Annotated in this window: 25 protein-coding genes; 10 read left to right on the plus strand and 15 right to left on the minus strand. The window is 65.5% G+C overall.

Annotated elements, in window-relative coordinates; all coding sequences use genetic code 11:
* Nucleotides 1-108 precede the first annotated feature (108 nt).
* Both AC3WL2_RS09525 and AC3WL2_RS09530 read left to right on the plus strand, forming a co-directional pair.
* A complete protein-coding gene (locus tag AC3WL2_RS09525) occupies nucleotides 109-1,056 on the plus strand; it encodes a LysR family transcriptional regulator (RefSeq protein ID WP_046854215.1) in 948 nt (315 codons plus the stop codon).
* Between the two features lie 85 nt (nucleotides 1,057-1,141).
* Nucleotides 1,142-2,116, plus strand: coding sequence for a 2-hydroxyacid dehydrogenase (locus AC3WL2_RS09530; protein WP_102682113.1), 975 nt, complete (start codon nucleotides 1,142-1,144; stop codon nucleotides 2,114-2,116).
* Nucleotides 2,117-2,164: 48 nt separating this feature from the next.
* Here AC3WL2_RS09530 and AC3WL2_RS09535 read toward each other — a convergent pair whose 3' ends face one another.
* The 4 genes from AC3WL2_RS09535 to AC3WL2_RS09550 all read right to left on the minus strand — a co-directional run bounded on the left by AC3WL2_RS09535 (nucleotide 2,165) and on the right by AC3WL2_RS09550 (nucleotide 5,968).
* Entirely contained in the window at nucleotides 2,165-3,103 is a 939-nt protein-coding gene (locus AC3WL2_RS09535; RefSeq protein ID WP_102682114.1) for a glycosyltransferase family 2 protein, read from the minus strand.
* Nucleotides 3,100-3,468: a GtrA family protein gene (locus AC3WL2_RS09540; protein ID WP_102682115.1), complete on the minus strand. Its 369-nt coding sequence runs from the start codon at nucleotides 3,466-3,468 to the stop codon at nucleotides 3,100-3,102. The genes AC3WL2_RS09535 and AC3WL2_RS09540 overlap by 4 nt, the downstream gene beginning before the upstream one ends.
* Nucleotides 3,465-4,922, minus strand: coding sequence for a glucosyltransferase domain-containing protein (locus AC3WL2_RS09545; RefSeq protein ID WP_158247500.1), 1,458 nt, complete (start codon nucleotides 4,920-4,922; stop codon nucleotides 3,465-3,467). The genes AC3WL2_RS09540 and AC3WL2_RS09545 overlap by 4 nt, the downstream gene beginning before the upstream one ends.
* 146 nt (nucleotides 4,923-5,068) lie before the next feature.
* On the minus strand, nucleotides 5,069-5,968 hold the full coding sequence (locus AC3WL2_RS09550; protein ID WP_102682117.1) for a DMT family transporter: 900 nt from the start codon (nucleotides 5,966-5,968) through the stop codon (nucleotides 5,069-5,071).
* Nucleotides 5,969-6,196: 228 nt separating this feature from the next.
* Here AC3WL2_RS09550 and AC3WL2_RS09555 point away from each other — a divergent pair, with 228 nt between their 5' ends.
* The gene (locus tag AC3WL2_RS09555; RefSeq protein WP_102682118.1) at nucleotides 6,197-7,072 is read left to right on the plus strand and encodes a helix-turn-helix domain-containing protein; all 876 of its coding nucleotides are present in this window, start codon (nucleotides 6,197-6,199) and stop codon (nucleotides 7,070-7,072) included.
* Between the two features lie 57 nt (nucleotides 7,073-7,129).
* Here AC3WL2_RS09555 and AC3WL2_RS09560 read toward each other — a convergent pair whose 3' ends face one another.
* The 6 genes from AC3WL2_RS09560 to AC3WL2_RS09585 form a co-directional block, all read right to left on the minus strand.
* Nucleotides 7,130-9,532 carry a TonB-dependent siderophore receptor gene (locus AC3WL2_RS09560; protein WP_102682119.1) on the minus strand — a complete coding sequence of 801 codons (2,403 nt, stop codon included), beginning with the start codon at nucleotides 9,530-9,532 and terminating at the stop codon, nucleotides 7,130-7,132.
* 204 nt (nucleotides 9,533-9,736) lie between these two features.
* Nucleotides 9,737-10,708 (minus strand): FecR family protein, encoded by a 972-nt coding sequence (locus AC3WL2_RS09565; RefSeq protein WP_102682120.1) that lies wholly within the window; start codon nucleotides 10,706-10,708, stop codon nucleotides 9,737-9,739.
* A complete protein-coding gene (locus tag AC3WL2_RS09570; protein ID WP_256582529.1) occupies nucleotides 10,705-11,256 on the minus strand; it encodes an RNA polymerase sigma factor in 552 nt (183 codons plus the stop codon). Before AC3WL2_RS09570 ends, AC3WL2_RS09565 begins: the two co-directional genes overlap by 4 nt.
* Before the next feature lie 4 nt (nucleotides 11,257-11,260).
* Nucleotides 11,261-11,587: a DUF3325 domain-containing protein gene (locus tag AC3WL2_RS09575; protein ID WP_102682121.1), complete on the minus strand. Its 327-nt coding sequence runs from the start codon at nucleotides 11,585-11,587 to the stop codon at nucleotides 11,261-11,263.
* A complete protein-coding gene (locus AC3WL2_RS09580; protein WP_102682122.1) occupies nucleotides 11,587-13,149 on the minus strand; it encodes a PepSY-associated TM helix domain-containing protein in 1,563 nt (520 codons plus the stop codon). Before AC3WL2_RS09580 ends, AC3WL2_RS09575 begins: the two co-directional genes overlap by 1 nt.
* Nucleotides 13,146-13,451, minus strand: coding sequence for a DUF3649 domain-containing protein (locus tag AC3WL2_RS09585; RefSeq protein WP_094011745.1), 306 nt, complete (start codon nucleotides 13,449-13,451; stop codon nucleotides 13,146-13,148). The genes AC3WL2_RS09580 and AC3WL2_RS09585 overlap by 4 nt, the downstream gene beginning before the upstream one ends.
* Nucleotides 13,452-13,629: 178 nt before the next feature.
* Between AC3WL2_RS09585 and AC3WL2_RS09590 the strand changes: the two genes are divergently transcribed.
* The 3 genes from AC3WL2_RS09590 to fecA all read left to right on the plus strand — a co-directional run bounded on the left by AC3WL2_RS09590 (nucleotide 13,630) and on the right by fecA (nucleotide 17,510).
* The gene (locus tag AC3WL2_RS09590; protein WP_102682123.1) at nucleotides 13,630-14,124 is read left to right on the plus strand and encodes a sigma-70 family RNA polymerase sigma factor; all 495 of its coding nucleotides are present in this window, start codon (nucleotides 13,630-13,632) and stop codon (nucleotides 14,122-14,124) included.
* Nucleotides 14,121-15,047 (plus strand): FecR domain-containing protein, encoded by a 927-nt coding sequence (locus AC3WL2_RS09595; protein WP_102682124.1) that lies wholly within the window; start codon nucleotides 14,121-14,123, stop codon nucleotides 15,045-15,047. The genes AC3WL2_RS09590 and AC3WL2_RS09595 overlap by 4 nt, the downstream gene beginning before the upstream one ends.
* Before the next feature lie 153 nt (nucleotides 15,048-15,200).
* On the plus strand, nucleotides 15,201-17,510 hold the full coding sequence (gene fecA / locus AC3WL2_RS09600) for a TonB-dependent Fe(3+) dicitrate receptor FecA (protein ID WP_102682125.1): 2,310 nt from the start codon (nucleotides 15,201-15,203) through the stop codon (nucleotides 17,508-17,510).
* 58 nt (nucleotides 17,511-17,568) lie between these two features.
* Here the strand turns inward: fecA and AC3WL2_RS09605 are convergent, their stop codons facing one another.
* Both AC3WL2_RS09605 and AC3WL2_RS09610 read right to left on the minus strand, forming a co-directional pair.
* Nucleotides 17,569-18,051: a glutathione peroxidase gene (locus AC3WL2_RS09605; protein ID WP_102682126.1), complete on the minus strand. Its 483-nt coding sequence runs from the start codon at nucleotides 18,049-18,051 to the stop codon at nucleotides 17,569-17,571.
* A gap of 145 nt (nucleotides 18,052-18,196) precedes the next feature.
* The gene (locus tag AC3WL2_RS09610) at nucleotides 18,197-18,682 is read right to left on the minus strand and encodes an FKBP-type peptidyl-prolyl cis-trans isomerase (RefSeq protein WP_046854201.1); all 486 of its coding nucleotides are present in this window, start codon (nucleotides 18,680-18,682) and stop codon (nucleotides 18,197-18,199) included.
* On the opposite strand from AC3WL2_RS09610, the gene AC3WL2_RS09615 reads away from it, so the two are divergent.
* A complete protein-coding gene (locus tag AC3WL2_RS09615) occupies nucleotides 18,681-18,983 on the plus strand; it encodes a DUF3565 domain-containing protein (protein ID WP_102682168.1) in 303 nt (100 codons plus the stop codon). The two genes, AC3WL2_RS09610 and AC3WL2_RS09615, sit on opposite strands and share 2 nt — an antisense overlap.
* Before the next feature lie 32 nt (nucleotides 18,984-19,015).
* On the plus strand, nucleotides 19,016-21,106 hold the full coding sequence (gene pta, locus AC3WL2_RS09620) for a phosphate acetyltransferase (RefSeq protein ID WP_102682127.1): 2,091 nt from the start codon (nucleotides 19,016-19,018) through the stop codon (nucleotides 21,104-21,106).
* A gap of 33 nt (nucleotides 21,107-21,139) precedes the next feature.
* Here pta and AC3WL2_RS09625 read toward each other — a convergent pair whose 3' ends face one another.
* Together AC3WL2_RS09625 and AC3WL2_RS09630 are read right to left on the minus strand one after the other, a co-directional pair.
* Nucleotides 21,140-21,670 carry a cytochrome b/b6 domain-containing protein gene (locus tag AC3WL2_RS09625; RefSeq protein WP_102682128.1) on the minus strand — a complete coding sequence of 177 codons (531 nt, stop codon included), beginning with the start codon at nucleotides 21,668-21,670 and terminating at the stop codon, nucleotides 21,140-21,142.
* On the minus strand, nucleotides 21,667-21,936 hold the full coding sequence (locus AC3WL2_RS09630) for a PepSY domain-containing protein (RefSeq protein ID WP_046854198.1): 270 nt from the start codon (nucleotides 21,934-21,936) through the stop codon (nucleotides 21,667-21,669). Before AC3WL2_RS09630 ends, AC3WL2_RS09625 begins: the two co-directional genes overlap by 4 nt.
* 193 nt (nucleotides 21,937-22,129) lie before the next feature.
* Here AC3WL2_RS09630 and AC3WL2_RS09635 point away from each other — a divergent pair, with 193 nt between their 5' ends.
* Nucleotides 22,130-23,308 (plus strand): acetyl-CoA C-acetyltransferase, encoded by a 1,179-nt coding sequence (locus tag AC3WL2_RS09635; RefSeq protein WP_102682129.1) that lies wholly within the window; start codon nucleotides 22,130-22,132, stop codon nucleotides 23,306-23,308.
* Nucleotides 23,309-23,753: 445 nt separating this feature from the next.
* Nucleotides 23,754-24,641 (plus strand): hypothetical protein, encoded by an 888-nt coding sequence (locus AC3WL2_RS09640; protein WP_023631032.1) that lies wholly within the window; start codon nucleotides 23,754-23,756, stop codon nucleotides 24,639-24,641.
* Between the two features lie 67 nt (nucleotides 24,642-24,708).
* Here the strand turns inward: AC3WL2_RS09640 and AC3WL2_RS09645 are convergent, their stop codons facing one another.
* The gene (locus AC3WL2_RS09645; RefSeq protein WP_102682130.1) at nucleotides 24,709-25,416 is read right to left on the minus strand and encodes an SDR family oxidoreductase; all 708 of its coding nucleotides are present in this window, start codon (nucleotides 25,414-25,416) and stop codon (nucleotides 24,709-24,711) included.
* Nucleotides 25,417-25,477 lie beyond the last annotated feature (61 nt).

The following is a 25,477-nucleotide window of genomic DNA, read 5'->3' on the forward strand; positions in this document are numbered from 1 at the left end:
ATATTCCTGCGAATCTTTGTTACCAAAACAGCGATAATCCGGCTTTAGTCGGAAGCGAAATAGCGTTACTTCATGTCACAATTTTGTCCTCTAAACCGAGAGTGACCCATGGACACCCTGCAAAACATGCGTGCTTTCAGTTGCGTGGCCCAGCTCGGCAGCTTCACCGCTGCCGCGGCGCAACTGGACACGACCACCGCGAACGTGTCGCGGGCGGTCTCCAACCTGGAAGCCCATCTGCAAACCCGCCTGCTCAACCGCACCACCCGGCGCATCGCGCTGACCGAGGCCGGCAAGCGCTACCTGATGCGCTGTGAACAGATTCTTACCTACGTGGAAGAAGCCGAGGCCGAGGCCAGCGATGCCCATGCCCGTCCCGCCGGGCAGCTGAAGGTGCATTCGATGACCGGTGTCGGCCAGCATTTCGTGGTCGACGCCATCGCCCGCTACCGCGAGTCGCACCCGGACGTGACCTTCGACCTGACCATGGCCAACCGCGTGCCCGACCTGCTTGATGAGGGCTACGACGTGTCGATCGTGCTCGCCAGCGAGCTGCCCGACTCGGGTTTCGTCTCCCAGCGCCTGGGCATCACCTACAGCATCGTCTGCGCCGCGCCCGACTACGTGGCGCGCCACGGGTTCGCGCACAAGCCCGCCGACCTGCTCAAGCATGCCTGCCTGCGCATGGTCAGCCCGGTGATCCCGCTGGAGAAATGGCTGTTCGACGGCCCCGAGGGACAGGAGGTGGTCAATATCACCACCTCACCGTTCCAGGTGAACTCCGCCGATGCGATGAAGACCGCGATCCGCAGCGGCATGGGCGTGGGCGTGCTGCCGATCTACACCGCCATCGATGGCCTGCGTGACGGCAGCCTGGTGCGGATCCTGCCGCAGTACCGCCTGCAGGAGCTGAACCTGTATGCGATCTACCCGTCGCGCCAGTACCTCGATGCGAAGATCAAGACCTGGGTCGAGTACCTGCGCAACTCGCTGCCGGAAATCCTCGCCGCCCACGAGGCCGACCTGAAAACCCACGAGCTGTTGATCGCCAACTGAAAAAGCCGGTGCATTCGGGCGGGGGACAATGGTAGGTTGCTAAGCAACGACACCGCCCCTACCCGCCTTGCAGAGAAGCAGCCCGATGAAAAAGACCGTCCTGGCCTTCAGCCGCATCACCCCGGCTATGGCCGAGCGCCTGCAACACGACTTCAACGTGATCGTGCCCAACCCCAAGCTGGGCGACATCGCCGCCCAGTTCAACGAAGCGCTGCCCGAGGCCCACGGCCTGATCGGCGTTGGCCGCAAGCTGGGCCGGGCGCAGCTCGAAGGCGCGGGCAAGCTGGAGGTGGTGTCCAGCGTCTCGGTCGGCTACGACAACTACGACCTGGACTACTTCAACGAGCGCGGCATCGCCCTGACCAACACCCCCGACGTGCTCACCGAAAGCACCGCCGACCTGGGCTTCGCCCTGATCATGGGTTGTGCCCGGCGCACCGCCGAGCTGGACGCCTGGACCAAGGCCGGCCACTGGCAGGCCACCGTCGGCCCGGCGCAGTTCGGCAGCGATGTGCACGGCAAGAAACTGGGCATCGTCGGCCTGGGCAACATCGGCGCGGCCATCGCCCGGCGTGGCCGTTTCGGTTTCAACATGCAGGTGCTGTACACCGGCAACAGCCGCAAGGCCGCGCTGGAACAGGAGTTGGGCGCGCAGTTCCGCAGCCTGGATGAGCTGTTGGCAGAAGCCGATTTCGTCTGCCTGGTGGTGCCGCTGTCCGACGCCACCCGCAAGCTGATCGGCGCCCGCGAGCTGAAGCTGATGAAACCCAGCGCGTTCCTGGTCAACATCGCCCGTGGCCCGGTGGTGGACGAAGCGGCACTGGTCGAGGCACTGCAGGAAGGGACCATTCGCGGCGCCGGCCTGGACGTGTACGAGAAAGAACCGCTCGGCGATTCGCCGCTGTTCAAGCTGCCCAACGCCCTGACCCTGCCGCACATCGGCTCGGCCACTGCCGAGACTCGCGAAGCCATGGCCAACCGGGCCATCGACAACCTGCGCTCGGCCTTGCTGGGCGAGCGACCGCAGGACCTGGTGAATCCGCAGGTGTGGCAAAGCTGAAAGCCCAACCACGGGGTTTGTGCAAGCGGGTTTGCCCCGCGATAGAGCCTACTGGGGTTGGCTACGCCGCCCCAGTACCTTGCGTACAACATAGCGGGGCCGGTGCTTGGTTTCCTGGTAGATCCGCCCGATGTACTCGCCCAGGATGCCAATCCCGATCAACTGCACCCCGCCAAGGAACAGAATCGCCGTCATCAGTGACGGATACCCCGGCAAGTCGTTGCCGAACAGCAACTTGTCCAGCACCAGAAACACCGCATACAACAGGGCGAACAACGAAACGCCACCACCGATATAGGTCCATAGCCGCAGCGGCACCGTGCTGAACGAGGTAATACCGTCCAGTGCCAGGTTCCACAGGCGCCAGAAGCCAAACTTGCTATTGCCCGCCGCCCGCTCCTGGCGGTCGTACTCGATGATCTCGGTACGGAACCCCACCCACGACAGCACGCCCTTCATGAACAACTGCTGCTCCGGCATCTGCCGGATGGCAGCGACCACCTTGCGGTCGAGCAGGCGGAAATCGCCGACGTTCTCTTCGATCGGCAACGCAGCGATGGCGTTGTGCAGACGATAGTAGAGCCCCGCCGTCCACCGTTTGAACCGCGTATCGGCCAGCCGGCTGCGGCGCTTGGCCAGCACCACGTCAGCGCCGCCCTGCCAGCGCTCGATCATCTGCGCGACAACCTCAATGGGGTCTTGCAGGTCGACATCGATTGGCACCACCGCGTCGCCTTCGGCATGCTCCAGCCCCGCGAACAACGCCGACTCCTTGCCGAAGTTGCGCGAGAAGGTGATCGACGTGACCCACTCGTCCCTAGCCGCCAGCTCGGCGCAGATGGCTTCGGTGTCGTCGGTGCTGCCGTCGTTGACGAAGACGATCTCCACGGTCTTACCCTGCAACGAAGGTTCGCTCCGCACCGTCTGGTAGAAGCGCTCCAGGGTTTCCTGTTCGTTGAACAACGGCACCACCAAGGTAATGTTCACAGGTCCCTCCTCTTGAACACCACGGTGTGTGAAAAGGCATACCCGACAATAAGGCTGACCATCGAAAAGGTCACCAAGGTCAACCATGGAGACAGACGGGCAAAGTCAGAAAACGCACCCAGAGCCAGACTCAGGCAACTCATGCCAGAAAGGAACATCAGGTAGCGTCTCGTACGAGCTCTGACGGCAAAGGTGTAGTGGGCATTCATGAAGTAGGACACGCTCGCCGCCAACAGAAACGCCAGCAGGTTGCTCGCCCCTTGCGACAAGCCCACAAGCAGGTGGAGGAGCAGGAAGGTCAGCCAATGGATCAGCGTGTTGCCGACGCCAATCAGCGCGTAACGGTTGAAACGTACCAGGCTCATTTATGGAAGGCCTCTGCGTCGAGAATCGGCTTCATCAACACATAGCCGACGTCCTCTACCCGATGAATGGCAAAGAACTTTCCATCCACTTGGGGCTGAGGGCTGGACACCAATACTTGCGCTCTTTGCAGGGGCGGGTGGCTGCCGAAAGTCGTCATGCCCACTCTCGGCATCATTTCGGGAAGCACCTGGTAACCAATGGCGAACACATACCTCAAGGCCGGCATGGCCTGGAACGAACCACTGCCGGCGGGCAACCACACTTGACGGCTGTCATGGCCAAGGATGTAGAAACGCTTGGCGCCATACAACGCGGGGTTGGACTGGATGGCTTGCGCGATACTGAAGGTCATCACCCGCTCCACTTCCTTTTGCGCCACCAGCAGCCGCCCATAGGCATAAGAAAAAGACAGCATGAACACCAGGGGCATGGCGGTGACCCAGGCCAGTCGTGCATGCAGGCCAGCAAGCCGCTCATGTGCCAGCAACATCACCAGCACCATGGCGGGCCCCACCCCCATCAACAATCGCGCGCCTTGGTTGTAATGGTCGAACAGCAGCGACATGCCCGGCACCAGTAGCATAAGTGCCACGACAGAGAACCAAATCAACGTCAACAGCGCCACCCTCGACATCACCGGGCGCGCACTGCGTAGCACCTGACAGGAGCACAGCACCAGCGTCGCGCCAGCCAGGCCGCCGAGCATGAGGAACAGCCAGGCCGTGCCGGCCGTTGCCAACAACCCCACATGCTCGAAGGCCATCTGCAGGCGACGCGCCAGGGTTCCCGGCCATGCGTGGTCCAGGGGGAGCAGCGCCGTGCGAGGAACATCAATGAGTCGATATCCCGTGAGCAAATACAGCAGGACGCCACCCAGCAACTGAACCGTACGCTGCGCCAACTGCCGTACCACCTGCTTCAGGGGTGCATGCGCGGCGACCTGACGAATGACTTCAATGCAGCACAACCCCGCGAAGACATTGACACTGACCTGATAAAGGCTGGCCGCCGCCGCAATCAGCACCATCGCCAGGCCTGTGCCCCACCGGTGCCGTGCCCCTTGCGTGATGGCCATGACACTCGCGGCAAGGGCCAGCGCCATCACGGCCCCGTCGTACTGGTAGGACAGGTTCTGCAGGAAGAAGGGGTTGTACCAAAGGGGCAAGACCACTAGCAGTGCCGTACCTGTGGGTGCCTCGAAGTAGTGGAATGCCAAATCCGACAATGCCTTGGCGGCCACCACCATTGCCAGCAGCAACGGCAGTGGGTAAAGGTTCGGCGTCGCATTGCCGAACCCCAGCCCACCATGCAGCACGTCAGCCAACACCCGGCCCTGACCCGTCCAGGAATCACCCGGGTCTTGCAACTGCCCCGCCAATTGAGATCGCCAGACATCGTCGATGTAGGCCAGGTCTGCCAGCACCAGGGGCAAGACGTGCAGCCCGATCGCCATGAGACACAACAGCCAAACGTCCCTGCGAGACAGTCGATGATCCAAGATTGCCGAAACGGCCATTGCGCTCCCCAGTCTGTCGCCCCTGGGCTAGTCTAGTCACCCGCTGGCTGGCCGCACCTGCTAAAAATATCAGTTGTGCCGGACTAGCTTCTGGCCAGGGCACTCTGCGTACGTTGCGACGGCTTGCGAAACACCAGCACATTTCCCGCCATCACCGCGACCAGTCCCAGCAGGGCTGGTGCAGTCCACTCATAGCCTTCTGCAAACGCCGACACGTTCAGCGCCACCAACGGGAACAGCACGGTGCAGTAGGCGGCCCGCTCCGGCCCCATGCGCCCGACCAGGGTGAGGTAGGCGGTAAAGCCGATCACCGAGCCCGGGATCACCAGATACAGCAGCGAGCCTATGTAACGCGTGTTCCACTCCATATCGAAGGGGATCCCCCTGAGCAGGCAATACCCCGCCAGCATCGACGCGCCATAAACCATGCCCCAGGCATTGGTGGTCATGGGTTTGAGCCCGGCCTTCTGCTGCACGCTGGAGAGCATGTTGCCTGCGGAGAAACACAACGTGCCAAGCAGCGCCAAGCCCAGGCCATAAAGGGTTTCGCGGCTGGCGGCATGATGGGAAAGCTCCGGCCAGAACAGCAGCCCCAAGCCCAGCAGCCCCATGGCCCCGCCGCCAAGCACGTTGGCGGCGATCTTCTGGCCGAAGAAGATCCGTGCATTGATCGCGTTCCACAGGGTGGCGGTGGAGAACACCACGGCGATCAGGCCGCTGGCGACCCACTGGCTGGCGGTGAGGAAACACATGAAGTTGACGCAGAACAGGCACAGGCCCTGGGCCAGGCACACCAGATGGCCCCGGCGGTTCATCGGCTGCAGACGGCGGGTGAGCAGCAGCAAGACGAACAGGATCAACCCGGCCAGGGCGAAGCGGTAGACAATCGACACCGGGATGGCGACTACCCCCAGTTGCAATTTCAGGGCGATCCAGGTGGTGCCCCAGATCAGGACGGTGAGCAGGTAGAGCGACAGGTTCATGGCGACTTCCTCGAACAGGCTTTCGGCCCATCGCGGGCAAGCCCGCTCCCACGTTTTGGCCACCCTGGCGGGCTGGCGTGGGAGCGGGCTCGCCCCGCGATGGCCGTCACAGGCAAACAGTGTCTTCCCGAGCTTCACGCCTGCGCTTGCATAAACTTGCGCTTTTCCTCTTCGGCCAGCTGCCTTCCCGCCCGCGCCGCAGTACGATGGCCTTCAGAGGAGTCTCCCATGCCCGCACTCGACCACCTGCAAGTCTTCAACGCCATGCATGCCTCGCCCCACGCCCGGCTGGAGCTGAGCGCGCACCTGGGCGACGGGCTGGCGGCGGCGTTGTGGAGCAACCGCGACGACGCCCGCGACTACCAGGCGCCCAGCCACCACACGTTGTCGTGCTACATCGCCGACGGCACCGGTACCTTCCGCCGCCAACGCCCGGCCGACAAGGGCGCGCCGGGCAAGCTATGCATCATGCCGGCCGGCCATGAGTCCAACTGGGTGGTCAACGGCACGATCCGCCTGGCCCACCTGTACATCAGCGAACAGCAGTTCGCCCTTGGCTGCACCCGCCTGCTGGACCGCGAGCCGCGTGAAATGCAGCTGCACGAGGCGACCTTCCTCGACGACCCGCAACAGGCTGCACGCTTTCGCCAGCTGATCGGCCTGGACTGGGCCGAACCCGGCGAGCGCCTGCTGGCCAGCAGCCTGGCCCATGACATCATCGACCACGCCGTGCTCAATCAGGCCGGCCTGCGCCAGGGGCTCAAACTCAAGGGCGGCTTGGCGCCGCACCAGCGCCGGCAACTGGTGGACTATATTGAGGCCCACCTCGACCAGGCGCTGACGCTGGGCGAGCTGGCACTGCGCTGCAACCTGTCCGAATACCACTTCGCGCGGATGTTCCGCGCAAGCTTCGGTCTGCCGCCGCATCAGTACCTGCTGGCCCGACGGCTGCAAAAGGCGTGTCACCTGCTGCGCATGGGCACGCTGCCCCTGGGCGAAGTGGCGCTGCTGTGCGGGTTTGCCAGTGCCAGTCACTTCAGCAACCGGTTTCGCCAGGCGTTGGGAGCGACGCCGGGGGAGTATCGGGCGGCGTTCTGCGCCTGACTGCCGGGCGCTATCGCGGGGCCAGCCCGCACCCACGCCGCCCATCATCGGTTGGCGTCAGAACTCGAAGGTGCTCGACAGGCTGACTTGCCGCGCATCCCCCACGGCGACGAAGTAACGGTTCACCGCCGAGCTGTAGTACACCTTGTCGAACAGGTTCTTCACGTTCAACTGCAGGCGCACCTTGTGCTCGTCCAGCTTGGTTTCGTAGCTGGCGAAGGCATCGGCCACGGTGTAGGCCGGCAGGTCGAAGTCATTGGTCGCGTTGCCCGCACGCTCACCCACGTAGCGCGCACCGGCCCCCAGGCGCAGGCGATCACCGCCGAACAGGCTGCCGTAGTCGTATACCGCCGACAGCGAGCCACTGTGACGAGCGACGTTCTGCAGGCGATTGCCCTTGAGCTGTGGGTCCTTGGTGACCTCGGCGTCGGTGAAGGCATAGGCGCCGATCAGGCTCCAGCGCTCGCTGAGTTGGCCGGCAAGGTCCAGCTCGACACCCCGTGAGCGGACTTCCCCTGCGTTGCTGTAGAGAATGGTCCCCGGCTGGGTGTCGCCATCGGCCACCAGCACGTTGCGCTTGGTGATGTCGAACAGCGCCAGGGTACCGCTCACCGCGCCCGGCACATCGAGCTTGGCCCCCAGCTCCCAGGACTTGCCCTCCTCCGGCGCGATCCCAGAGTCCAGGGTCAGGGTGCGGCCACCGCCGATGCTCAGCGGGGCGATGGTCGAGTTGGGCTTGAACGACTCGCTGTAGCTGCCATAGAACGACAGCTGGTCATCGACCTTGTACACCACGCCCGCATGGGGCACCCAGGTCTGGTCGCGGGTGTCGGTGTTGACGGTGAACGGTCGGCCGCGGCCGGCGTACTGGTCGTACTGCTGGAAACGCCCGCCGGCCACCAGGATCCAGTGCTCGTCCAGGTGCCAGGCGTCCTGCAGGAACAGCGAATCGGTGCGCAGCTTGTCGGTCTGGTCGCTGTCGCTGGCGCGCACGCTGGTGCCTTGCACTTCGCGGCCATAGACCGGGTTCAGGTAGCTGAAGGTCGAGCGGCTGTTCTGGCGGATCAGGTCGGCGCGGTAGACCTTGCGGTCCTCGTGATCGACACCGACCACCAGGTCGTGGCGCATGCCCGCCAGCTCGACGCTGCCGTTGAGGCTGAAGGTGGCGAACTGGTCGCGGCTCAGGGCGCCCCGGGTGCCGTCGATGCTGCGCGACAACGTGCCCTGGCTTTCATCCACGCCGGTCACGCGCACCTGGCTGGCGTCGTAGGTCTCGCGGTTGAAGCTGTAGCCGACGTGCAGCTTCCACGCATCGTCCAACTGATGATCGACCTCCAGGCGGTACAGGTCGGAGCGCCCTTCCATATCGTTGAATGGCTCGTCCAGGCGGCGGGTGGCAGGAATATTCAGTGGATGGCCGTCGCTGCCGAAGGCGGTACCGCGGTCGAACGGGTAGCGAAACTCGCGGTGCTCATAGGCCAGCACCACCTGGGTGTCCTCGCCATACCAGGCCAGCGATGGCGCCACCAGCGATTCGCGGTGCACGCCGAAGTTGCGCCAGTAGTCCTCATCCTCATGATCGACGATCAGGCGATAGGCCAGGTTGCTCTCCCCCAGCGCACCGGTGCTGTCCAGGCCGCCACCGCTGCCGTTCTTGCCGCTGCCGTAGGTCGAGCCGCGCAGGGTCAGGGCGTTGTACTGGGTAAGTTGCGGGCGCTTGCTGACCACGTTGATCACCCCGCCCGGGTCCTGGATGCCGTACAACAGCGAGGCCGGGCCCTTGAGCACCTCGACCCGTTCGGTACTGGCATTGAGCGCGCGGCCCTGCACGATCGGCATGCCGTCGCGCATGATCGAGCCGTCACGGTTGTCGCCGAAGCCACGCTTCATCACGGTGTCGGCGGTACCGCCGAAGTTGTTGCCCTGGGTGATGCCGCTGACGTTGTACAACGCATCGTCCAGGTTGCGCGGCGCCTGGTCGCGGATCACCTGGGCCGGAACCACGTTCACGGCCTGCGGGATATCCAGGGTCGCGCCCTGGCCGCGCATGATCGAGGCGCTGGCCGGCGGCTGGTAGCTGTAGTCGTCCAGCTGCGAGTTGATGGTGGTGGCCTGCAGGTTCAGCGCGCCGGAGGTGTCGACCGGCTCCAGGGTCAGGGTGCGGGCGTCGATGCGGCGCCAGGCCAGGCCCGAGTTGCCGAGCAACTGCTGCAGCGCCTGCTCGGCGTCGAAGGTGCCGTTCAGCGCCGGGGCCCGCAGGTCCGGTAGCGTCAGGGTATAGACCACGCTCTGCCCGGTGGTACGGCTGAAGGCGTTGAGTGCCTGGGCCAGCGGCTGGCTGGGCTGGGCGAAAGCATAGACCTGGCTCTGCTGGGCGGCCACGGCAGGGGGCGCGACGGCCACGGCGGACAAGCTGCAGAGGCCGAACCAGAGCGAGACGCAACGCGGGGTGAACTTCATGGACGCGGACCTGTGGGCGGGATGATCGTATGCGAATGAATCGCAGTTCCACTCACTACACGGATGCCGGCGTGGGGTACCTCATCACCTGATGGAAATATTTTGCTGTTCCGACGCTATCGCGGGGCAAGCCCGCTCCCACGCAATGGCTTATGGGAACGGACTCGTGGGAGCGGGCTTGCCCCGCGATGGCGTCGGTGTAGGTCAACGCAAAACGGTCAACCGCCCCAGCAGCGTCTGCCGCTCGAACCCCATCACCTTGCCCAGCGAATCCAGCGCGGCCAGCGGTTCCGCCACCGGGAAACTGCCACTGACCCTGCGCTGCGCCAGCTCACCGTCGAGCAGCAGGATCCGCCCCGGGTAGTAACGCCCCAGGTCCTCGATCACCTGCGCCAACGGCACCTGGTAGTAGTTCAGCCAACCCTGGCGCCAAGCCAGGCGGCTGTCGCTGTCCACCGCCTCGACCCCAGCGGCCACACCACCGGCATAGGCCAGCTGCTGGTTGGCTGTCAGTTCCCGGGCCGGTTGCCCTTCGGCCGCCGTCACCGCCACCCGCCCGCTACGCACCGTGACCTGCGCGCCGTCACCCTGCCCGCGCACCTCGAACTGGGTCCCCAGCACCCGCACTTCGCCGCCCTGGGCATCCACCAGGAACGGTTCGCCGGTATGGGTCACCTCGAAGAATGCGGCGCCGCGCAGCAACCGCACGCGCCGCTGCCCATGGGCGAAGTCCACCGCCACGGCGGTACCGGCATCCAGGGTCAGTTGCGAACGATCGGCCAGGGTCACCTGGCGCACCTGCGCCCCGCTGGTGTAGTCGGCACGCAGGTCCTGCAGCCAGAACTGCGGCTGCCAGCCTGCCGCGAATCCCAGCGCCAGTACCAAGCTCGCCGCCACCGCCAGGCCGCGCCACGGTCGCTTGCGCTCGGGCCGGCGCATGGCCTCCAGGTATGCTTGCAGACCTTGGTGTTCCTCGGCCGCCAGCCGCGCCGCCGGCGCCTCGCTCAGGCGCCAAAGCGCCTGGGCCTCGGCATAGGCCTGGCGATGGGCGGGGCTCTCCAGCAACCAGCGTTTGAACGCCGCGCCCTCGGCCTGCGCCGGCTGCTGCTGGATGCGCCCCAGCCAACGCAGGGCGGCCTGGGACTGGGCGGCAGTGATCGGCTGTTCAACACTCATCGACGGGCGCTCCCTGGCCGGCGCAATGGGGACGCGGGTTCGGCAACACTCGCCTTGCACGCTTCGAGGGCGCGCATCATATGCTTTTCCACCGCGCTCTGGGACAGTTGCATGGCCTTGGCGATCTCGCCGTAGGTGCAACCATGGATGCGGCTGAGCAGGAAGATCTGCCGGGTGCGTTCGGGCAATGCCCGCAGGGCAGCCTCTATGCGTTGCAGGTCGTGGTCGACCTCCAGGGCCTGCTCGGGCGCCTGGGCGCAGTGGGCTTCGTCGGGGTCGTGCAAACCCACGGCAGCGCGGTCGCGGCTGCCCTCGCTGCGCAGGTAGTCAATGGCCAGGTTGCTGGCGCTGCGCAGCAGGTAGGTGTCGAGCGCCTCGACCTTCACCTCGGGGCGCCGCCAGAAGCGCAGGAACAAGTCCTGCACCAGGTCCGACGCCGTGGCGCGGCAGCCGACGCGCCGGCTGACCAGCGCCTCCATGCGCGCGCGCTGGGCGAGGAACACCTGGAGGAAGCGTGCCCGCCCGCCGCCGGCCTCGGAGTCGCTCAAGGGCCTAGACCGCCAGCACGGCCAGCAGCGGCCCGAACACCAGGCTGGCAAGCGCCGCGCCGAGCAACAGCCGCGGCTGATAGGGCAGGCCGAACACCCACAGGGTCACCCCGGCCATCAGCACGGCGATCCACTCCACCAGGCCCAGGGCCCAGCCGCGCCCATTCACCGCGAGGATCAACGACAGCAGCAGCAACGCCCAGCCCGTGATTTTCAAGGCTCGTAGCTGCCGCCCCGTGGGCTTGCGCCCGAGCAGGTCGTTGAAGTGTTTTTCCATGGCCAGGCACAGGCCGGCAAAACCGGCGAAGCCCATCAGCGCAACTCCCAGCATCAGCTCGCCTCCACGGTCTTGGCGGCGCGGGGCGCACGCTTGGCGGCCGGCTTGGGCGCGCGCAGCATCTTGCCGGCGGCCCAGGCCAGGAACAGGCCGGTGGCCAGGGCCGTCAGGTCGAAACCGGCCATGGCCCAGTCACCGGCGGCGATGGAGTGATCCAGCCCCTTGTCGGAGGTCAGCGCGTTGAGCAACGGCAGCAAGGCGAACGCAAGCGCGCCCAGCGTCAGTTGCTCGCCCCAGGCGCGGCGCCCGCTCCTCAGCATGGCGTGGAGCAATGACGCGCCCCAGGCCAGGAAGAAACCGTTGATTTCCCAGTCGGCCCGCCCTTCCAGCGTTGCCGGCAGCAGGCGATTGGCCCAGAAGAACGCCGCCACGCCCAGCAACAGGCCGCTCATGCTGGCGATGTTCAGCACTTCGACCAGGCGCAGCTCGCCGGGCATGCGTGCGCTCTTGGCATGCTTGAGCTGGCGCTTGCCCAGCCACATCACCAGCCCGGTGCCGATCACCGCGGTGCCGGCCACGCCGAAGGCGAAGTACAGCCAGCGCAGCCAAGGCCCGGCGAAGTTGCCCATGTGCAGGCCGACGAAGGTGAACGAGGTGGTCATCGCCGCGCTTTCCGGCGCGCCGCGCCGGAGCAGCTCGCCACTGACGCCATCGAAGGTCCAGATGGCGCTGCGCTGGTAGGCGACACTGTCGGCCGAGGCGCGGGTGAAGGTGACCCGGGCGTTGCGGTCACCGGGGTTGTGCACCTGGATGTAGCCCATGCGCGCCCCCGGCGCCTGTTCCTGGACCTTGGCATACAGGTCGGTCAACGGCGCCAGCGGCGCGGCCTGGGCAACCGCCTCGGGCACCTCGTCGCGGCCGAACACATCGTTGAAGTAGCCGCTGCTGTCGCCGTAGCTGGCCAGGATGCTGGCCGGCATGACCATGTACATGAAGATCACCAGGCTGCTGTAGCTGATCATCAGGTGGAACGGCAGCACCAGCACACCGATGGCGTTGTGACCATCGAGCCAGGACCGCTGGCCCTTGCCCGGGCGGAAGGTGAAGAACTCCTTGAAGATCTTCTTGTGGGTGATGATCCCGGTGACAAGCCCCAATAGCATGATGAAGGCGCAGAAGGTCGACAGCCAGCGCCCCCAGGGGTGCGGCATCTGCAGTTGGAAGTGGAAGCGGTAGAAGAACTCGCCGCCCCGGCTGTCGCGGGCCTCGACCGCCTCGCCGGTGCGCGCGTCGAGCTCCTTGTCGGTGAAGCCACGGCGCCCACCGCCGTTCGGATCGCGCCAGCTGACGCTCAGCGCCGCCTCGCGCTCGCTGGGCAAACGGATGAACCAGGTGCTGGCGTGGCCGGCATTAGTTTCGAGGTAACGCTGGGCCAGGCCGAGACTGGTTACCGGGTCGAGCGGATGACTCTGCACCTCGGGCTGGGTCCAGTGGCTGATCTCGTCCTTGAAGTACGACAGCGTCCCGGTGAGGAAGATGGCGAACAGCAGCCAGCCGAAAATCAGGCCGGTCCAGGTGTGCAGCCAGGCCATGGCCTGGCGGAAGCCTTCTTTCATGGCAGGTTCATCCAGTAGGCCAGTGCGTTGATCAGCCCCAGCACCAGGCTTGGCAGCAGCATGCCCAGCCAGGCGCGCCAGGCGCTGCGGCAGGCGAAGCACCAGATGAAGGCGATCAGGTAGAAGACGAATGACAGCATCATCCCGGTCATCGTCGCGTCGGCCTGGGTCATCGGCGCAAGCAGGGTGATGCAGACACTGGCCATCGACGCCAGCAGGTATCCACCCAGCAGCGCGGCCAGGCTGCGTGAGGTCACGGCCAGGCGGTAGCTCAGGGGAAGGCCGGCAGCTTTGCTCTTCATGGCGAGGGTCCGGGAATTGGGGCTGCAATACTAATGATTTCAATTCTCATAAGCAAAGCATGGCGGCGCGAGCGGTCGCATGCCTTGCGTCGGCAGCGATTGCCGAACACCAGCGGCATGAATACAATGCGAACAATTCTTACTTCCAGTTGCGCTATCCGGCGCCGGAGTCGCATCGGTGCCCAGCGCCCTCTCTTCCACCGTCGAAGGCCTCTACCTCGCCCACCACAGGTGGCTGACCGGTTGGCTGCGACGGCGCCTGGGCTGCCCGCAGAGTGCCGCCGACCTGGCACAGGACACCTACGTGCGCTTGCTCCAGGCCCGCGAAGCGCCGCAACTGATCGAGCCCCGTGCGTTCCTCACCACCGTGGCCAAGCGTGTGCTGTGCAACCATTTCCGCCGCCAGGAACTGGAGCGCGCCTACCTTGAGGCCCTGGCCCAGGTGCCCGAACAGGTGGCACCGAGCGAGGAAGACAAAGCCCTTATCTTCGATACCCTGCTGGAGCTCGACCGCCTGCTGGACGGCCTGCCGGCACTGGTCAAGCGCGCCTTCCTGCTGGCCCAGGTCGATGGCCTGGGCCAGGGCGAGATCGCCCGTGAGCTGGGCATTTCCCTGGCCACGGTCAAACGCTACCTGCACAAGGCAGCCCTGCGCTGCTACTTCGCCCTGTGAACGGCACGTTCTCGGCGCAGATCGCCGAACAGGCGGTGCACTGGCTGATCGAGTCGCAGAGTGCCGATTTCGACCAGCACCAGGCCCTGCAGCATTGGCTGCAGGCAGACAGCGAGCATCAGCGCGCCTGGGCGCATATCCAGCAGGTCAACCAGCGCCTGCGCGGCGTGACCGCGCCAGTGGTCCACGCCACCCTGCAGGCACCACCCTCACCCGCCCGGCGCCGCGCCCTCAAGGTCTTGCTGCTGGCCGGCGTGGCCAGTGCCGCCGGGCTGGGCCTGCAGCAGCACAATCCGCAGCCCGGGCTGATGGCCGACTACCGCAGCCCGGTCGGCCAGCGCCGTCGCCTGACCCTCGACGACGGCAGCCAGCTGCACCTGAACACCCGCAGCGCCGCCGATGTGCGTTTCGACGGCCAGCAGCGCCGGGTGCGATTGCAGGAGGGCGAGTTGTTGCTCGACGTGCAAAACGATCCCCGTCCACTGCGCCTGGCCACGGCCCAGGGCGAACTGCGCCTGGAAAGCGGGCGCTTCGATGTGCGCCAGTTCGACGGTTTCAGCCTGGTTTCGGTGTTCAGCGGCAGCGCCAGCGTGGCCGGCACACCGCTGCTGGCCGGCCACCAGGCGCGGTTTGCCGGGGGCGGCTGGCAGGCCATCGCGCCGCTCGACCCCAACCGCGCGGCCTGGGTAGACGGCATGCTGGTGGTGTCGCAGATGCGCCTGGGCGATTTTCTCGCCGAGCTTGGGCGTTATCGGCTCGGGCAGTTGGGCTGCAGCGAAAGCGTCGCCGAGCTGCGGATTTCCGGGTCGTATCCACTGGCCGACAGTGAACGGATCCTGGAAATGCTGGAGGTGACACTCCCGGTGAAGGTGCGACGGTTCACCCGGTACTGGGTGACGCTCGAGGCGGCGTCAACCGGCTGAGAGGCAAGCGAGCGGCCACACATGGCCATCGCGGGGCAAGCCCGCTCCCACGAAGAGCGGCTCCAGCGCACATGTATTTCATATCCGTTGAGCCATTTCCCGAACCTCGCGTGACAGAGAAGGCAGAACCCCTTGTCACAGGACCTCCGTCACATGCCCCTGCGCCTCAGACCCCTCGCCTACGCCCTGATCCTCGCCGCCCCGTTTGCCCTGGCCGGCGAGCCCCGCGACTACCACATCGCGCCCGGCACACTGGAACAGGCCCTGAACCAGTTCGGTCGCGAAAGCGGCGCGCTGATCTCGTTCAGCCCCGGCCTCACCCAAGGCCTGAGCAGCCCTGGCCTGGAAGGCCAGTACGAGGTCGGCCAGGGCTTGGACGCCCTGCTGCGCGGCAGTGGCCTGCAGGCGCGTAAGGAGGTCGACAATGCCTATAGCCTGCAACCGATGCCGGCCACGGGCGGCAATGCACCGGTCGAGCTGGGCGCCTCGACCGTGGTCGGCGATTGGCTGGCCGAGGCCCGCCAGGACAACGTCTTCGAGCACCCTGGTGCACGCGACGTGGTGCGTCGCGATGAATTCGAACGCAGCGGCGCCAGCAGTGCCCGCGAAGTGCTCAACCGCATCCCCGGCGTCAACGCCCCGGAAAACAACGGCACCGGTAGCCACGACCTGGCGCTGAACTTCGGCATCCGCGGCCTCAATCCGCGCCTGGCCTCGCGCTCCACCGTGCTGATGGACGGCATCCCGGTGCCCTTCGCCCCCTACGGCCAGCCGCAGCTGTCGCTGGCGCCGATCAGCCTGGGCAACATGGACGCCGTGGACGTGGTGCGCGGCGGCGGCGCGGTGCGTTACGGGCCGCAGAACGTCGGCGGCATCGTCAACTTCGTCACCCGCGCCATTCCCGAAGAGGCCACCTTCAAGGCGGCGATGCAGAACCAGCTCAGCCCGTCGTCCAGCCAGGATGGCCTGAAGAACAGCGCCAACCTGCTGATCGGCGGCACCAACGCCAACGGCCTGGGCGGCGCCCTGCTCTACTCCGGCACCCGTGGCAGTGACTGGCGCGAGCACAGCGACACGCAGATCGACGACCTGATGCTCAAGGGCAAGCTGCAACTGGACGACGCCAACAGCCTGCACGCCATGGCCCAGTACTACGAGGGCGAGGCCGAGATGCCCGGCGGCCTCAGCAGCGCCGACTTCGATGCCGATCCGTACCAGTCGACCCGCCTGAAGGACAAGTTCTGGGGCCGTCGCACCCTGTTCAACTTCGGTTACGACTACAAGCAGGACGACCGCCAGTTCAGCGTCAACAGCTTCTTCACCAAGACCCTGCGCAGCGGCTACCTGGACCAGGGCAGCTTCGTCTCGCTGTCGCCGCGCGAGTACTGGGTGCGCGGCATCGAAACGCGTTTCTCGCAGGGCCTGGCCCTGGGCGACAGCTGGCACGAACTGGGCGTCGGCTACCGCTACGTCAACGAAGCCGGCCATGAACTGCGTTACCGCGAGCCGGTCAACGGCGCCCTGCCGACCACGGCCAGCCGCAACGACCGCGACACCCGTGGCAGCACCGAAGCCCACGCGATCTACCTGGACGACCGTATCGACATCGGCCGCTGGACCATCACCCCGGGCATCCGCTACGAGATGATCGACTCGCGGCAGAGCAACAAGCTCAACGGCCAGCAGTACCAGGGCAGCTACAACACCGCCTTGCCCGCACTGAACGTGATGTACCACCTCACCGACCACTGGAACCTGTACGCCAACACCGAAGGTTCGTTCGGCAGCGTGCAGTACAGCCAGATGCCCAACCGGGTCAGCAGTGGCGAGGTGAAACCGGAGAAGGCGCGCACCTGGGAAGTCGGCACCCGCTACGACAATGGCGACCTGCAGGCGGAGATCGGCGCGTTCCTGATCAATTTCGACAACCAGTACGAAAGCAACCAGACCAACGACTCGGTGATCGCCCGCGGCGAAACCCGCCACCAGGGCATCGAGACCAGCGTGCGCTATGCCCTCGACGGCCTGAGCCCGGCCCTGGCCGGTTTCGATGTGCATGCCGGCTACGCCTTCGTCGACGCCACCATTCGTGAAGACGGCCCGAACAAGGGCAACCAGGTGCCGTTCTCGTCGCGCCACAAGGGCACGCTGGGCATCGGCTATACCGAAGGCCCGTGGCAGTTGAACCTGGACAGCAGCTTCCAGAGCAGCCAGTACGCCGATAACGCCAACACCGCCAGCGAGAGTGCCGACGGCAGCACCGGGCGCATCCCCGGCTACATGCTGGTCAGCACCCGCGCCGGCTATGACTTCGGGCCTGCGCTTTCGAACCTGAAGGTGGCGGTGGGGGTGAAGAACCTGTTCAACCGCGAGTACTACACCCGCTCGTTCGACGACAACAACAAGGGCAAGTACGTGGGTGAACCGCGCACGCTTTACGTGCAGACATCGGTAGAGTTCTAGATCGCCCGGGGCTGCGTTGTTGCCCAGCGCCGGCGGGCCGGCGCTGGGCAAACCATGATCAGGCCAACGCTTTCTCGATCGCCTGCACCACGGTCGGATCGTCTGGCGCGGTACGCGGGGCAAAGCGTGCCAGCACCCGGCCATCCTTGCCGACCAGGAACTTCTCGAAGTTCCAGGTGATGTCACCGGGGAACTCGGCGCCTTCGCCCGCCAGCAGGCGATACAGCGAATGACGTTGCGCGCCGTTGACCTCGAGCTTGGCCCCCAGCGGGAAGCTCACGCCGTAGTTGAGGCTGCAGAAGTCCTGGATTTCCTTGTCGCTACCAGGCTCCTGGCCTGCGAACTGGTTGCACGGCAGGCCGAGCACGTTGAAGCCCTGGCCCTTGTACTGCTGGTGCAGCTTTTCCAGCGAAGCGTATTGCGGCGTCAGGCCGCACTTGGAGGCGACATTGACCACCAGCACCACCTGGCCCTTGAACGGTGCAAGGGGCAGGTCCTCGCCGTTCAGCGCCTTCAACGTCAGGTCGTGAAATGCACTCATGATGAAATCCCCTCTCAGGTTCCGATTGCCGCAGGGGCGAATCCCGCCCACGAAAAAGGCGCGCGGCCAAACCGTCCACCCTCCCGAGGAGGGCAAGTCCGGCTTGCCCGAGCGCCTGGCGACTCTCTGAGCTTAGCGCAGAAAATCAGTGGTGATGGCCACCTTCACCGTGGATGTGACGGTGAGCGATTTCTTCTTCGCTGGCGTCACGCACGTCGACAACCTTGACCTTGAAGTTCAGGCGCTGGCCAGCCAGCGGGTGGTTGCCGTCGACGGTCACGTCGTCGCCGTCGATGTCGCGGATGGTGACGATCTGCATCTGGCCGTCCGGCGCCGAGGCGTGGAACTGCATGCCGACTTCCAGTTGGTCGACGCCTTCGAACATCTTGCTGCTCAGGGTGCTGACCAGCTCGGCGGAGTACTCGCCGTAGGCTTCTTCGGGTTCGATGGCAACGGTCAGTTCCTCACCAGCCTGCTTGCCTTCCAGGGCTTTTTCCAGGCCCGGGATGATGTTGCCGGCACCGTGCAGGTAGACCAGCGGCGCACCACCGGCGGAGCTGTCGATGACCTCACCTGCGTCGTTGGTGAGGGTATAGTCGATGGAGACAGCCTTGTTGGCGGCGATCAGCATGGGGCAAGACCTTTTGCAAAAGAATATAGAACGAACAAGTGTAACCAACGCATCGGCCGATTGCGAACCCGGCGCGGACCAACAGCAGCCCATCAGTCGGATCACCGGCTTCCACCTCGACGAAGAGCGGCACTGGGTGGTCGAGCTGTCCTGCGGCCACACCCAGCATCTGCGCCACCAGCCACCGTGGCAGGCCCGGCCCTGGGTGCTCGATGCCAACGAACGCGCCCGGCGCATCGGCCAGACATTCGCCTGCGGCTGGTGCGCTCAAGGTGCCGTTAGCGCTACCCTTGGCCGCTGAACTCCTTGCACCGCTTATTCCGAGAAGCACGCATGCAGACATTTTTCATCGCGCCGACCGACTTCGGTGTCGGCCTGACCTCCATCAGCCTGGGCCTGGTGCGCACCCTGGAGCGCGCCGGGCTGAAAGTCGGCTTCTTCAAGCCGATCGCCCAGCCGCACCCCGGCGACACCGGCCCGGAGCGCTCCAGCGAACTGGTCGCCCGCACCCATGGCATCAAGCCGCCGACGCCCCTGAGCCTGGGCCATGTCGAACGCATGCTCGGTGACGGCCAGCTCGACGAACTGCTCGAACAGATCATCCGCCTGTACCAGCAGGCCTGCGTCGGCAAGGACGTGGTGGTGGTCGAGGGCATGGTGCCGACCCGTCACGCCAGCTATGCCGCCCGGGTCAACCTGCACCTGGCCAAGAGCCTGGACGCCGAGGTGATCCTGGTGTCGGCGCCGGAAAACGAAGTGCTCAGCGAGCTGTCCGGCCGCGTCGAACTGCAGGCCCAGCTGTTCGGCGGCCCGCGCGACCCGAAGGTGCTGGGGGTGATCCTCAACAAGGTGCGCACCGACGAAAGCATGGCCGATTTCGCCATGCGCCTGCGCGAGCATTCGCCGCTGCTGCGCGGCAACGACTTCCGCCTGCTCGGCTGCATCCCCTACCAGGCCGAGCTCAACGCCCCGCGCACCCGCGACGTGGCCGAGCTGCTCGGCGCCCAGGTGCTCAACCCCGGCGACTATGACCAGCGGCGCATGAGCAAGATCATCATCTGCGCGCGCACCGTGGCCAACACCGTGCCGCTGCTGACCTCCGGCACCCTGGTGGTGACGCCGGGCGACCGCGACGACATCATCCTCGCCGTGTGCATGGCGGCGATCAACGGCGTGCCCCTGGCCGGCCTCCTGCTGACCAGCGACAGCAAGCCCGACCCGCGCATCCTCGAGTTGTGCCGCGGCGCCCTGCAGGCCGGCCTGCCGATCCTGTCGGTGAGCAGCGGCTCCTACGACACCGCCAACCAGCTCAACTCGCTGAACCGCGAGATCCCGGTGGACGACCGCGAGCGCGCCGAGTTCATCACCGACTTCGTCGCCAGCCACCTGGACGCCGCCTGGCTGCACCAGCGCTGCGGCACGCCACGCGAGCTGCGCCTGTCACCGGCGGTGTTCCGCTACCAGTTGATCCAGCGTGCCCAGCAGGCCAACAAGCGCATCGTTTTGCCCGAAGGCGCCGAGCCCTTGCTGGTGCAGGCCGCGGCCTTGTGCCAGGCCCGGGGCATCGCCCGTTGCGTGCTGCTGGCCAAGCCCGAGGAGGTGCAGGCCGTGGCCCGCGCCCAGGGCATCAGCCTGCCGCCGGACCTGGAGGTGCTCGACCCCGAGGTGATCCGTGGCCGCTATGTCGAACCCATGGTGAACCTGCGCAAGAGCAAGAACCTCAATGCGCCGATGGCCGAGCAGCAGCTGGAAGACCCGGTGGTGATCGGCACCATGATGCTGGCACTCGGTGAAGTCGACGGCCTGGTCTCGGGCCTGGTGCATTCCACCGCCAACACCATCCGGCCGGCCTTGCAACTGATCAAGACCGCGCCGGGCAGCAGCCTGGTGTCCTCGGTGTTCTTCATGTTGTTCCCCGACCAGGTACTGGTCTATGGCGACTGCGTGATGAACCCGCACCCCAGCGCCGCCGAGCTGGCCGAGATCGCCCGGCAGAGCGCAGAGTCGGCCGAATCGTTTGGCATCGCGCCACGGGTGGCGATGCTCAGCTACTCCAGCGACTCGGCGGCCAGCGACGAGGAGGTGGAGAAGGTCCGCGAAGCCACGCGCCTGGCGCAGCAGGCCGAGCACGACCTGCTGATCGACGGCCCGTTGCAGTACGACGCCGCCGCCAACCCCGAGATCGCCCGACAGCTGGCGCCCGCCAGCCCGGTGGCCGGGCGGGCCACAGTGTTCGTGTTCCCCGACCTGAACACCGGCAACACCACGCACAAGGCGGTGCAGCGCAGCGCCGACTGCGTCAGCCTCGGGCCGATGCTGCAAGGGCTGCGCAAGCCGGTCAACGACCTGCCGCGCGGGGCGCAGGTGGACGACATCGTGCACACCATCGCCTTGACCGCGATCCAGGCCAGCACCGTGCGCTGAACGGCAAAGGGCCGCCATGCGGCCCCAGGCTCATCAATCCTCCGGCGAGCGCCGCCGCCCGGTCACCATCGACCACGGCAGGTTCTCGCGCAGGCGCACGCTCTCCACCAGCGCCGCCAGCAGGTGCACGCAGACCAGCGCCAGCAAGCCATCGGCCAACAGGCTGTGCAGCGTCTCCAGCCACTCGGCGCCCCAGAAGGCATCCACCTCGAGCATCATCCAGCCGCTCACCCCCAGGCTGGCGATGCCGAGCATCATCAACACCATCACCAGCGCGCCGATCGGCGTGTGCCCCATACGGTGGTAACGCTCGCCGCGCCACAACGCCCGGGCATGCGCCCGCAACCTCGACGGGGTGGGCCAGAAGTCGGCCCAGCGCGCGCTGCGCGGCCCGACAAAGCCCCACACCAGCCGCAGCAACAGGCAGCCGCAAGCGTAGTAGCCCAGCCACTGATGCCAGTCGTCACCGGCCTCGTTGAAGCAGTAGTTGGCGAAGAACACCAGCGCCAGCGACCAGTGACTCACGCGCAGCAACGGATCCCATAGCCGCACGCTTGCCGTCACTTGTGGATCTCGGTCTTGACCGCCTTGCCCGTCACCGGGTCGTGGTAGATCTCGACCTTGCGCCCATCCTTGTCGAAGCCATAGATCTCGTAGCAATTGCCTTTGGTGACCTGGAACTTGTTGATCTTGTAGCCCTGCTCCTTGAGCTGGGCCTGGAACTTGTCGGCATCCTGCCAGGTGCTGCGGTCGGCGCTGGTGCATTCGGTCCTGGCGAACGCACCGGCACTGGCCAGCAGCAGGGTGAGGGCGATCACTGAATGGCGCATGGTCGGCAACTCCGTTCAGGTTGACTGGAAACCGCACTGTGACCGGCCAAGCTTAGTTCTGCGCGAATGAGGGCACCGCGCCGCCACGATCATTCATTTGAATTTCGGATCAATGGCAAAGAAAAACAAACTTCTCAAATAAGCCCCAGGCGCGGATGCTGTGACGATCACGCTCGTATCCTGGAGAACAACAATGAACGAAGTCGTCATCGTCGCCGCCACCCGCACTGCCATCGGCAGCTTCCAGGGGGCCCTGGCCAACGTGTCCGCCGTGGAACTGGGCGCTGCGGTGATCCGCCAGCTGCTGGCCCAGACCCAGCTGGACCCGGCCCAGGTCGACGAAGTGATTCTCGGCCAGGTGCTCACCGCCGGCGCCGGGCAGAACCCCGCCCGCCAGGCCGCCGTCAAGGCCGGCCTGCCTTACGAAGTACCTGCCCTGACCCTGAACAAGGTCTGCGGCTCGGGCCTCAAGGCCCTGCACCTGGCCGCCCAGGCCATCCGCTGCGGCGATGCCGAGGTGGTGATCGCCGGTGGCCAGGAGAGCATGAGCCTGGCGCCCTATGTGATGCCCTCGGCACGCACTGGCCAGCGCATGGGCCACGGCCAGTTGGTCGACAGCATGATCAGCGACGGCCTGTGGGATGCCTTCAACGATTACCACATGGGCATCACCGCCGAGAACCTGGTGGACAAGTACGGCCTGACCCGCGAGCAGCAGGACGCCTTCGCCGCCGAGTCGCAGCGCAAGGCCGTGGCCGCCATCGAGGCCGGCCGCTTCCAGGCCGAGATCACCCCGATCCACATCCCGCAGAAAAAAGGCGAACCGCTGGTGTTCGACACCGACGAGCAGCCACGCCCCGGCACCACCGCCGAGTCCCTGGGCAAACTGCGCGCCGCGTTCAAGAAAGACGGCAGCGTCACCGCCGGCAACGCCTCCAGCCTCAACGACGGCGCCGCCGCGGTGCTGTTGATGAGCGCCAGCAAGGCCAAGGCCCTGGGCCTGCCGGTACTGGCGAAGATCGCGGCCTACGCCAGCGCCGGCGTGGACCCGGCGATCATGGGTATCGGCCCGGTGTCGGCAACCCAGCGCTGCCTGGACAAGGCCGGCTGGCAGCTCGCCGACCTGGACCTGATCGAAGCCAACGAAGCCTTCGCCGCCCAGGCGCTGGCGGTGGGCAAGCAGCTGGAATGGGATGCGGCGAAGGTCAACGTCAATGGCGGCGCCATTGCCCTGGGCCACCCGATCGGCGCGTCGGGCTGCCGGGTGCTGGTGACCCTGCTGCACGAGATGATCAAGCGCGATGCGAAGAAAGGGTTGGCGACGCTATGCATCGGCGGCGGCCAAGGCGTGGCCCTGGCAATCGAACGCTGACCTGACGGCTTTGGGGCTGCTTTGCAGCCCATCGTCGGCAAGCCGACTCCCACCCCGTTCGCACTGCCCGATAGCCATGCGCTGTTTCGGTGGGAGCCGGCCCGCTGGCGATGGACCGCAGAAGCGGCCCCGAAGACCTGTTGCCCACCCTGAACAATCGCCATCCACAAGCACTAGTTGTAATTAATAGTGCAGCTTTAAAGAGCTCATTAAAGAAACAAACATATTCAAATGAACACTTAACGTCTCATCAACTTAACCCCTCACGATAAGCAGCTGCGCCATTAATTCGAATACTCTCGCCAGCGCCCCCTACTTTCCGACTGCCACCAAAACAGCACTTTGACACTTTCAAGGCGCCCTCTAACCTGTGTCAGGCACTCCCTGAACTGCTTAAGTTCAAACGCAATCGACCCTATAAATAAATCTGCTAAAGGGATTTGACATGCACGCTCCAGGAGCAATTCCATCGGAAAAAGAAAGTGCCCACGCCTGGCTGACGGAAACCAAGGCGAATGCAAAATCCACCGCGCTGCGCGGCAACATTTTCGCGCAGGACTACAACCGCCAACTGCTCACGGCGACTGGCCAATCCATGCGCAGCGGCGCGGATGCCATCAACCCCTTCTTCAGCCCGGCCAAGGGCACGGCGACCGGCAGCTATGCCAAGGATGCGGACGCCAACGTCAGCCCCGGCAGCGCACCAGTGAGCATCTACGAAGGCCTGCAGACGGCCATCGACATTGCCCGCCGACGCTCCGGCTACAACCCACTGGACCAGCCGACCGACCAGAAGCCGAAGTCCGCCGGTGACCGTGAGCACTTCATCGCCTTCACCCAGCAGATCGCGGAAATCCCGTTCCTTTCCCTGCTGGCAGCGCAAGTCACGCAGATCCAGCAAAAAAGCCATGACGCCAACGCGCTGGTCGACTCATTCGTCAAAGGCTTCATCGGCCTGAAGAACCAGGATGTCGAGCAGATCAAACAGTCCCTGAGCAGCCTGGTGAATGCGGCACTGTCCTATTCCGAGCAGACCGAGCGCCAGTCGAACTTCAACCAGAACATCCTGCAAACCGGCGACAGCGGCTCGGTGAACTTCATGCTGTACGCCAGCGAATTCACCATCAAGGCGTCCAGTCACAAGGGCACCATCACCTTCCAATCGTCTTACACCTTGTCCCAGGCGATCTACCAGCTGTCGGTGGAAAGCTGGAACAACGTCAAAGACGTATTCTCCAAACAGCAGAAGACCGATACCCAGCAATGGCTCGGCGATACCACCACGCAAGTGCGCGAAGGCTCAAAACTGCGGGCGATCTGCCTGGTCAGCTGAGACCTTCGCCCAGGCCCGACGGGTTCTCCTGTCGGGCCTTTTCAGCATCAGTGCGCGCCCTCGCAGCTCAGAAGCGCTCGTCGCGCAGCGCCGGCAAGGTGATGTCGCGCACATAGCTGGCCGACGACAGGCTCAGCATCATCCGGCACACCTGCACCACATCGTGCAGCGGGATCAGCGCGCCCTCGCCCCGCCGTTCGGCCTCGGCCAGCGGCACGTCCAGGCCATCCTCGGTGTTCAGGTAGCCCAGGTTCAGGCAACTCACCCCCAGGCCCTGTTCGCGAAAACCTTCGCGCAGGCTTTCGGCGATGCCGCGCAAGCCGAACTTGCTGGCGCCGAAGGTCACCTCCGGGCGACCACTGCCCGGCAGGCCGGAGGTGGAGCCGGTGAGGATGATCCGTGGCCGCTCGCTCCTGAGAAGCACCGGGAGCAGGCGCTTGATCAGCAGCAATGGCGCGGTGATGTTGGTGTCGACCATGCGCTCGATCTGCGCCTCGTCATCATCGAGGAAGCTGTAGCCTTCCTCGAAGGCCCGCGCCTCCCAGATGCCGACGTTGTACACCAGCACGTCCAGTCCACCGTCGGCCACCGCCTCATGGATGATCGCCGCGGCCTGGCGCGGCTGGCCAAGGTCGGCCTCGATCCACTGCGCCGCGCCCGGCAACGCCACCGGCCTGCTGCGCGACACACCGATCAGCGTATCGCCATGCCCACCCAGGCCCTGCACCAGCGCCTGGCCCAATCCCTTGCTTGCACCGACCACCAGAATTCTCATCGAATCACTCCCTATGGACTGCGCCGGATAGTACCCTGCCTGCCCCAGTAATCCAGTCGGA

It is taken from the genome of Pseudomonas sp. FW305-96 (assembly GCF_058783825.1).

Bases quoted from the DNA above. Each gene is read 5' to 3' on its own strand.
- AC3WL2_RS09525 (WP_046854215.1), top strand. From the start codon at position 109: ATGGACACCCTGCAAAACATGCGTGCTTTCAGTTGCGTGGCCCAGCTC.
- AC3WL2_RS09530 (WP_102682113.1), top strand. From the start codon at position 1,142: ATGAAAAAGACCGTCCTGGCCTTCAGCCGCATCACCCCGGCTATGGCC.
- AC3WL2_RS09540 (WP_102682115.1), bottom strand. From the start codon at position 3,468: ATGAGCCTGGTACGTTTCAACCGTTACGCGCTGATTGGCGTCGGCAAC.
- AC3WL2_RS09545 (WP_158247500.1), bottom strand. From the start codon at position 4,922: ATGGCGATCGGGCTGCACGTCTTGCCCCTGGTGCTGGCAGACCTGGCC.
- AC3WL2_RS09550 (WP_102682117.1), bottom strand. From the start codon at position 5,968: ATGAACCTGTCGCTCTACCTGCTCACCGTCCTGATCTGGGGCACCACC.
- AC3WL2_RS09555 (WP_102682118.1), top strand. From the start codon at position 6,197: ATGCCCGCACTCGACCACCTGCAAGTCTTCAACGCCATGCATGCCTCG.
- AC3WL2_RS09560 (WP_102682119.1), bottom strand. From the start codon at position 9,532: ATGAAGTTCACCCCGCGTTGCGTCTCGCTCTGGTTCGGCCTCTGCAGC.
- AC3WL2_RS09565 (WP_102682120.1), bottom strand. From the start codon at position 10,708: ATGAGTGTTGAACAGCCGATCACTGCCGCCCAGTCCCAGGCCGCCCTG.
- AC3WL2_RS09575 (WP_102682121.1), bottom strand. From the start codon at position 11,587: ATGCTGGGAGTTGCGCTGATGGGCTTCGCCGGTTTTGCCGGCCTGTGC.
- AC3WL2_RS09580 (WP_102682122.1), bottom strand. From the start codon at position 13,149: ATGAAAGAAGGCTTCCGCCAGGCCATGGCCTGGCTGCACACCTGGACC.
- AC3WL2_RS09585 (WP_094011745.1), bottom strand. From the start codon at position 13,451: ATGAAGAGCAAAGCTGCCGGCCTTCCCCTGAGCTACCGCCTGGCCGTG.
- fecA (WP_102682125.1), top strand. From the start codon at position 15,201: ATGCCCCTGCGCCTCAGACCCCTCGCCTACGCCCTGATCCTCGCCGCC.
- AC3WL2_RS09605 (WP_102682126.1), bottom strand. From the start codon at position 18,051: ATGAGTGCATTTCACGACCTGACGTTGAAGGCGCTGAACGGCGAGGAC.
- AC3WL2_RS09615 (WP_102682168.1), top strand. From the start codon at position 18,681: ATGGGGCAAGACCTTTTGCAAAAGAATATAGAACGAACAAGTGTAACC.
- AC3WL2_RS09610 (WP_046854201.1), bottom strand. From the start codon at position 18,682: ATGCTGATCGCCGCCAACAAGGCTGTCTCCATCGACTATACCCTCACC.
- pta (WP_102682127.1), top strand. From the start codon at position 19,016: ATGCAGACATTTTTCATCGCGCCGACCGACTTCGGTGTCGGCCTGACC.
- AC3WL2_RS09630 (WP_046854198.1), bottom strand. From the start codon at position 21,936: ATGCGCCATTCAGTGATCGCCCTCACCCTGCTGCTGGCCAGTGCCGGT.
- AC3WL2_RS09635 (WP_102682129.1), top strand. From the start codon at position 22,130: ATGAACGAAGTCGTCATCGTCGCCGCCACCCGCACTGCCATCGGCAGC.
- AC3WL2_RS09640 (WP_023631032.1), top strand. From the start codon at position 23,754: ATGCACGCTCCAGGAGCAATTCCATCGGAAAAAGAAAGTGCCCACGCC.
- AC3WL2_RS09645 (WP_102682130.1), bottom strand. From the start codon at position 25,416: ATGAGAATTCTGGTGGTCGGTGCAAGCAAGGGATTGGGCCAGGCGCTG.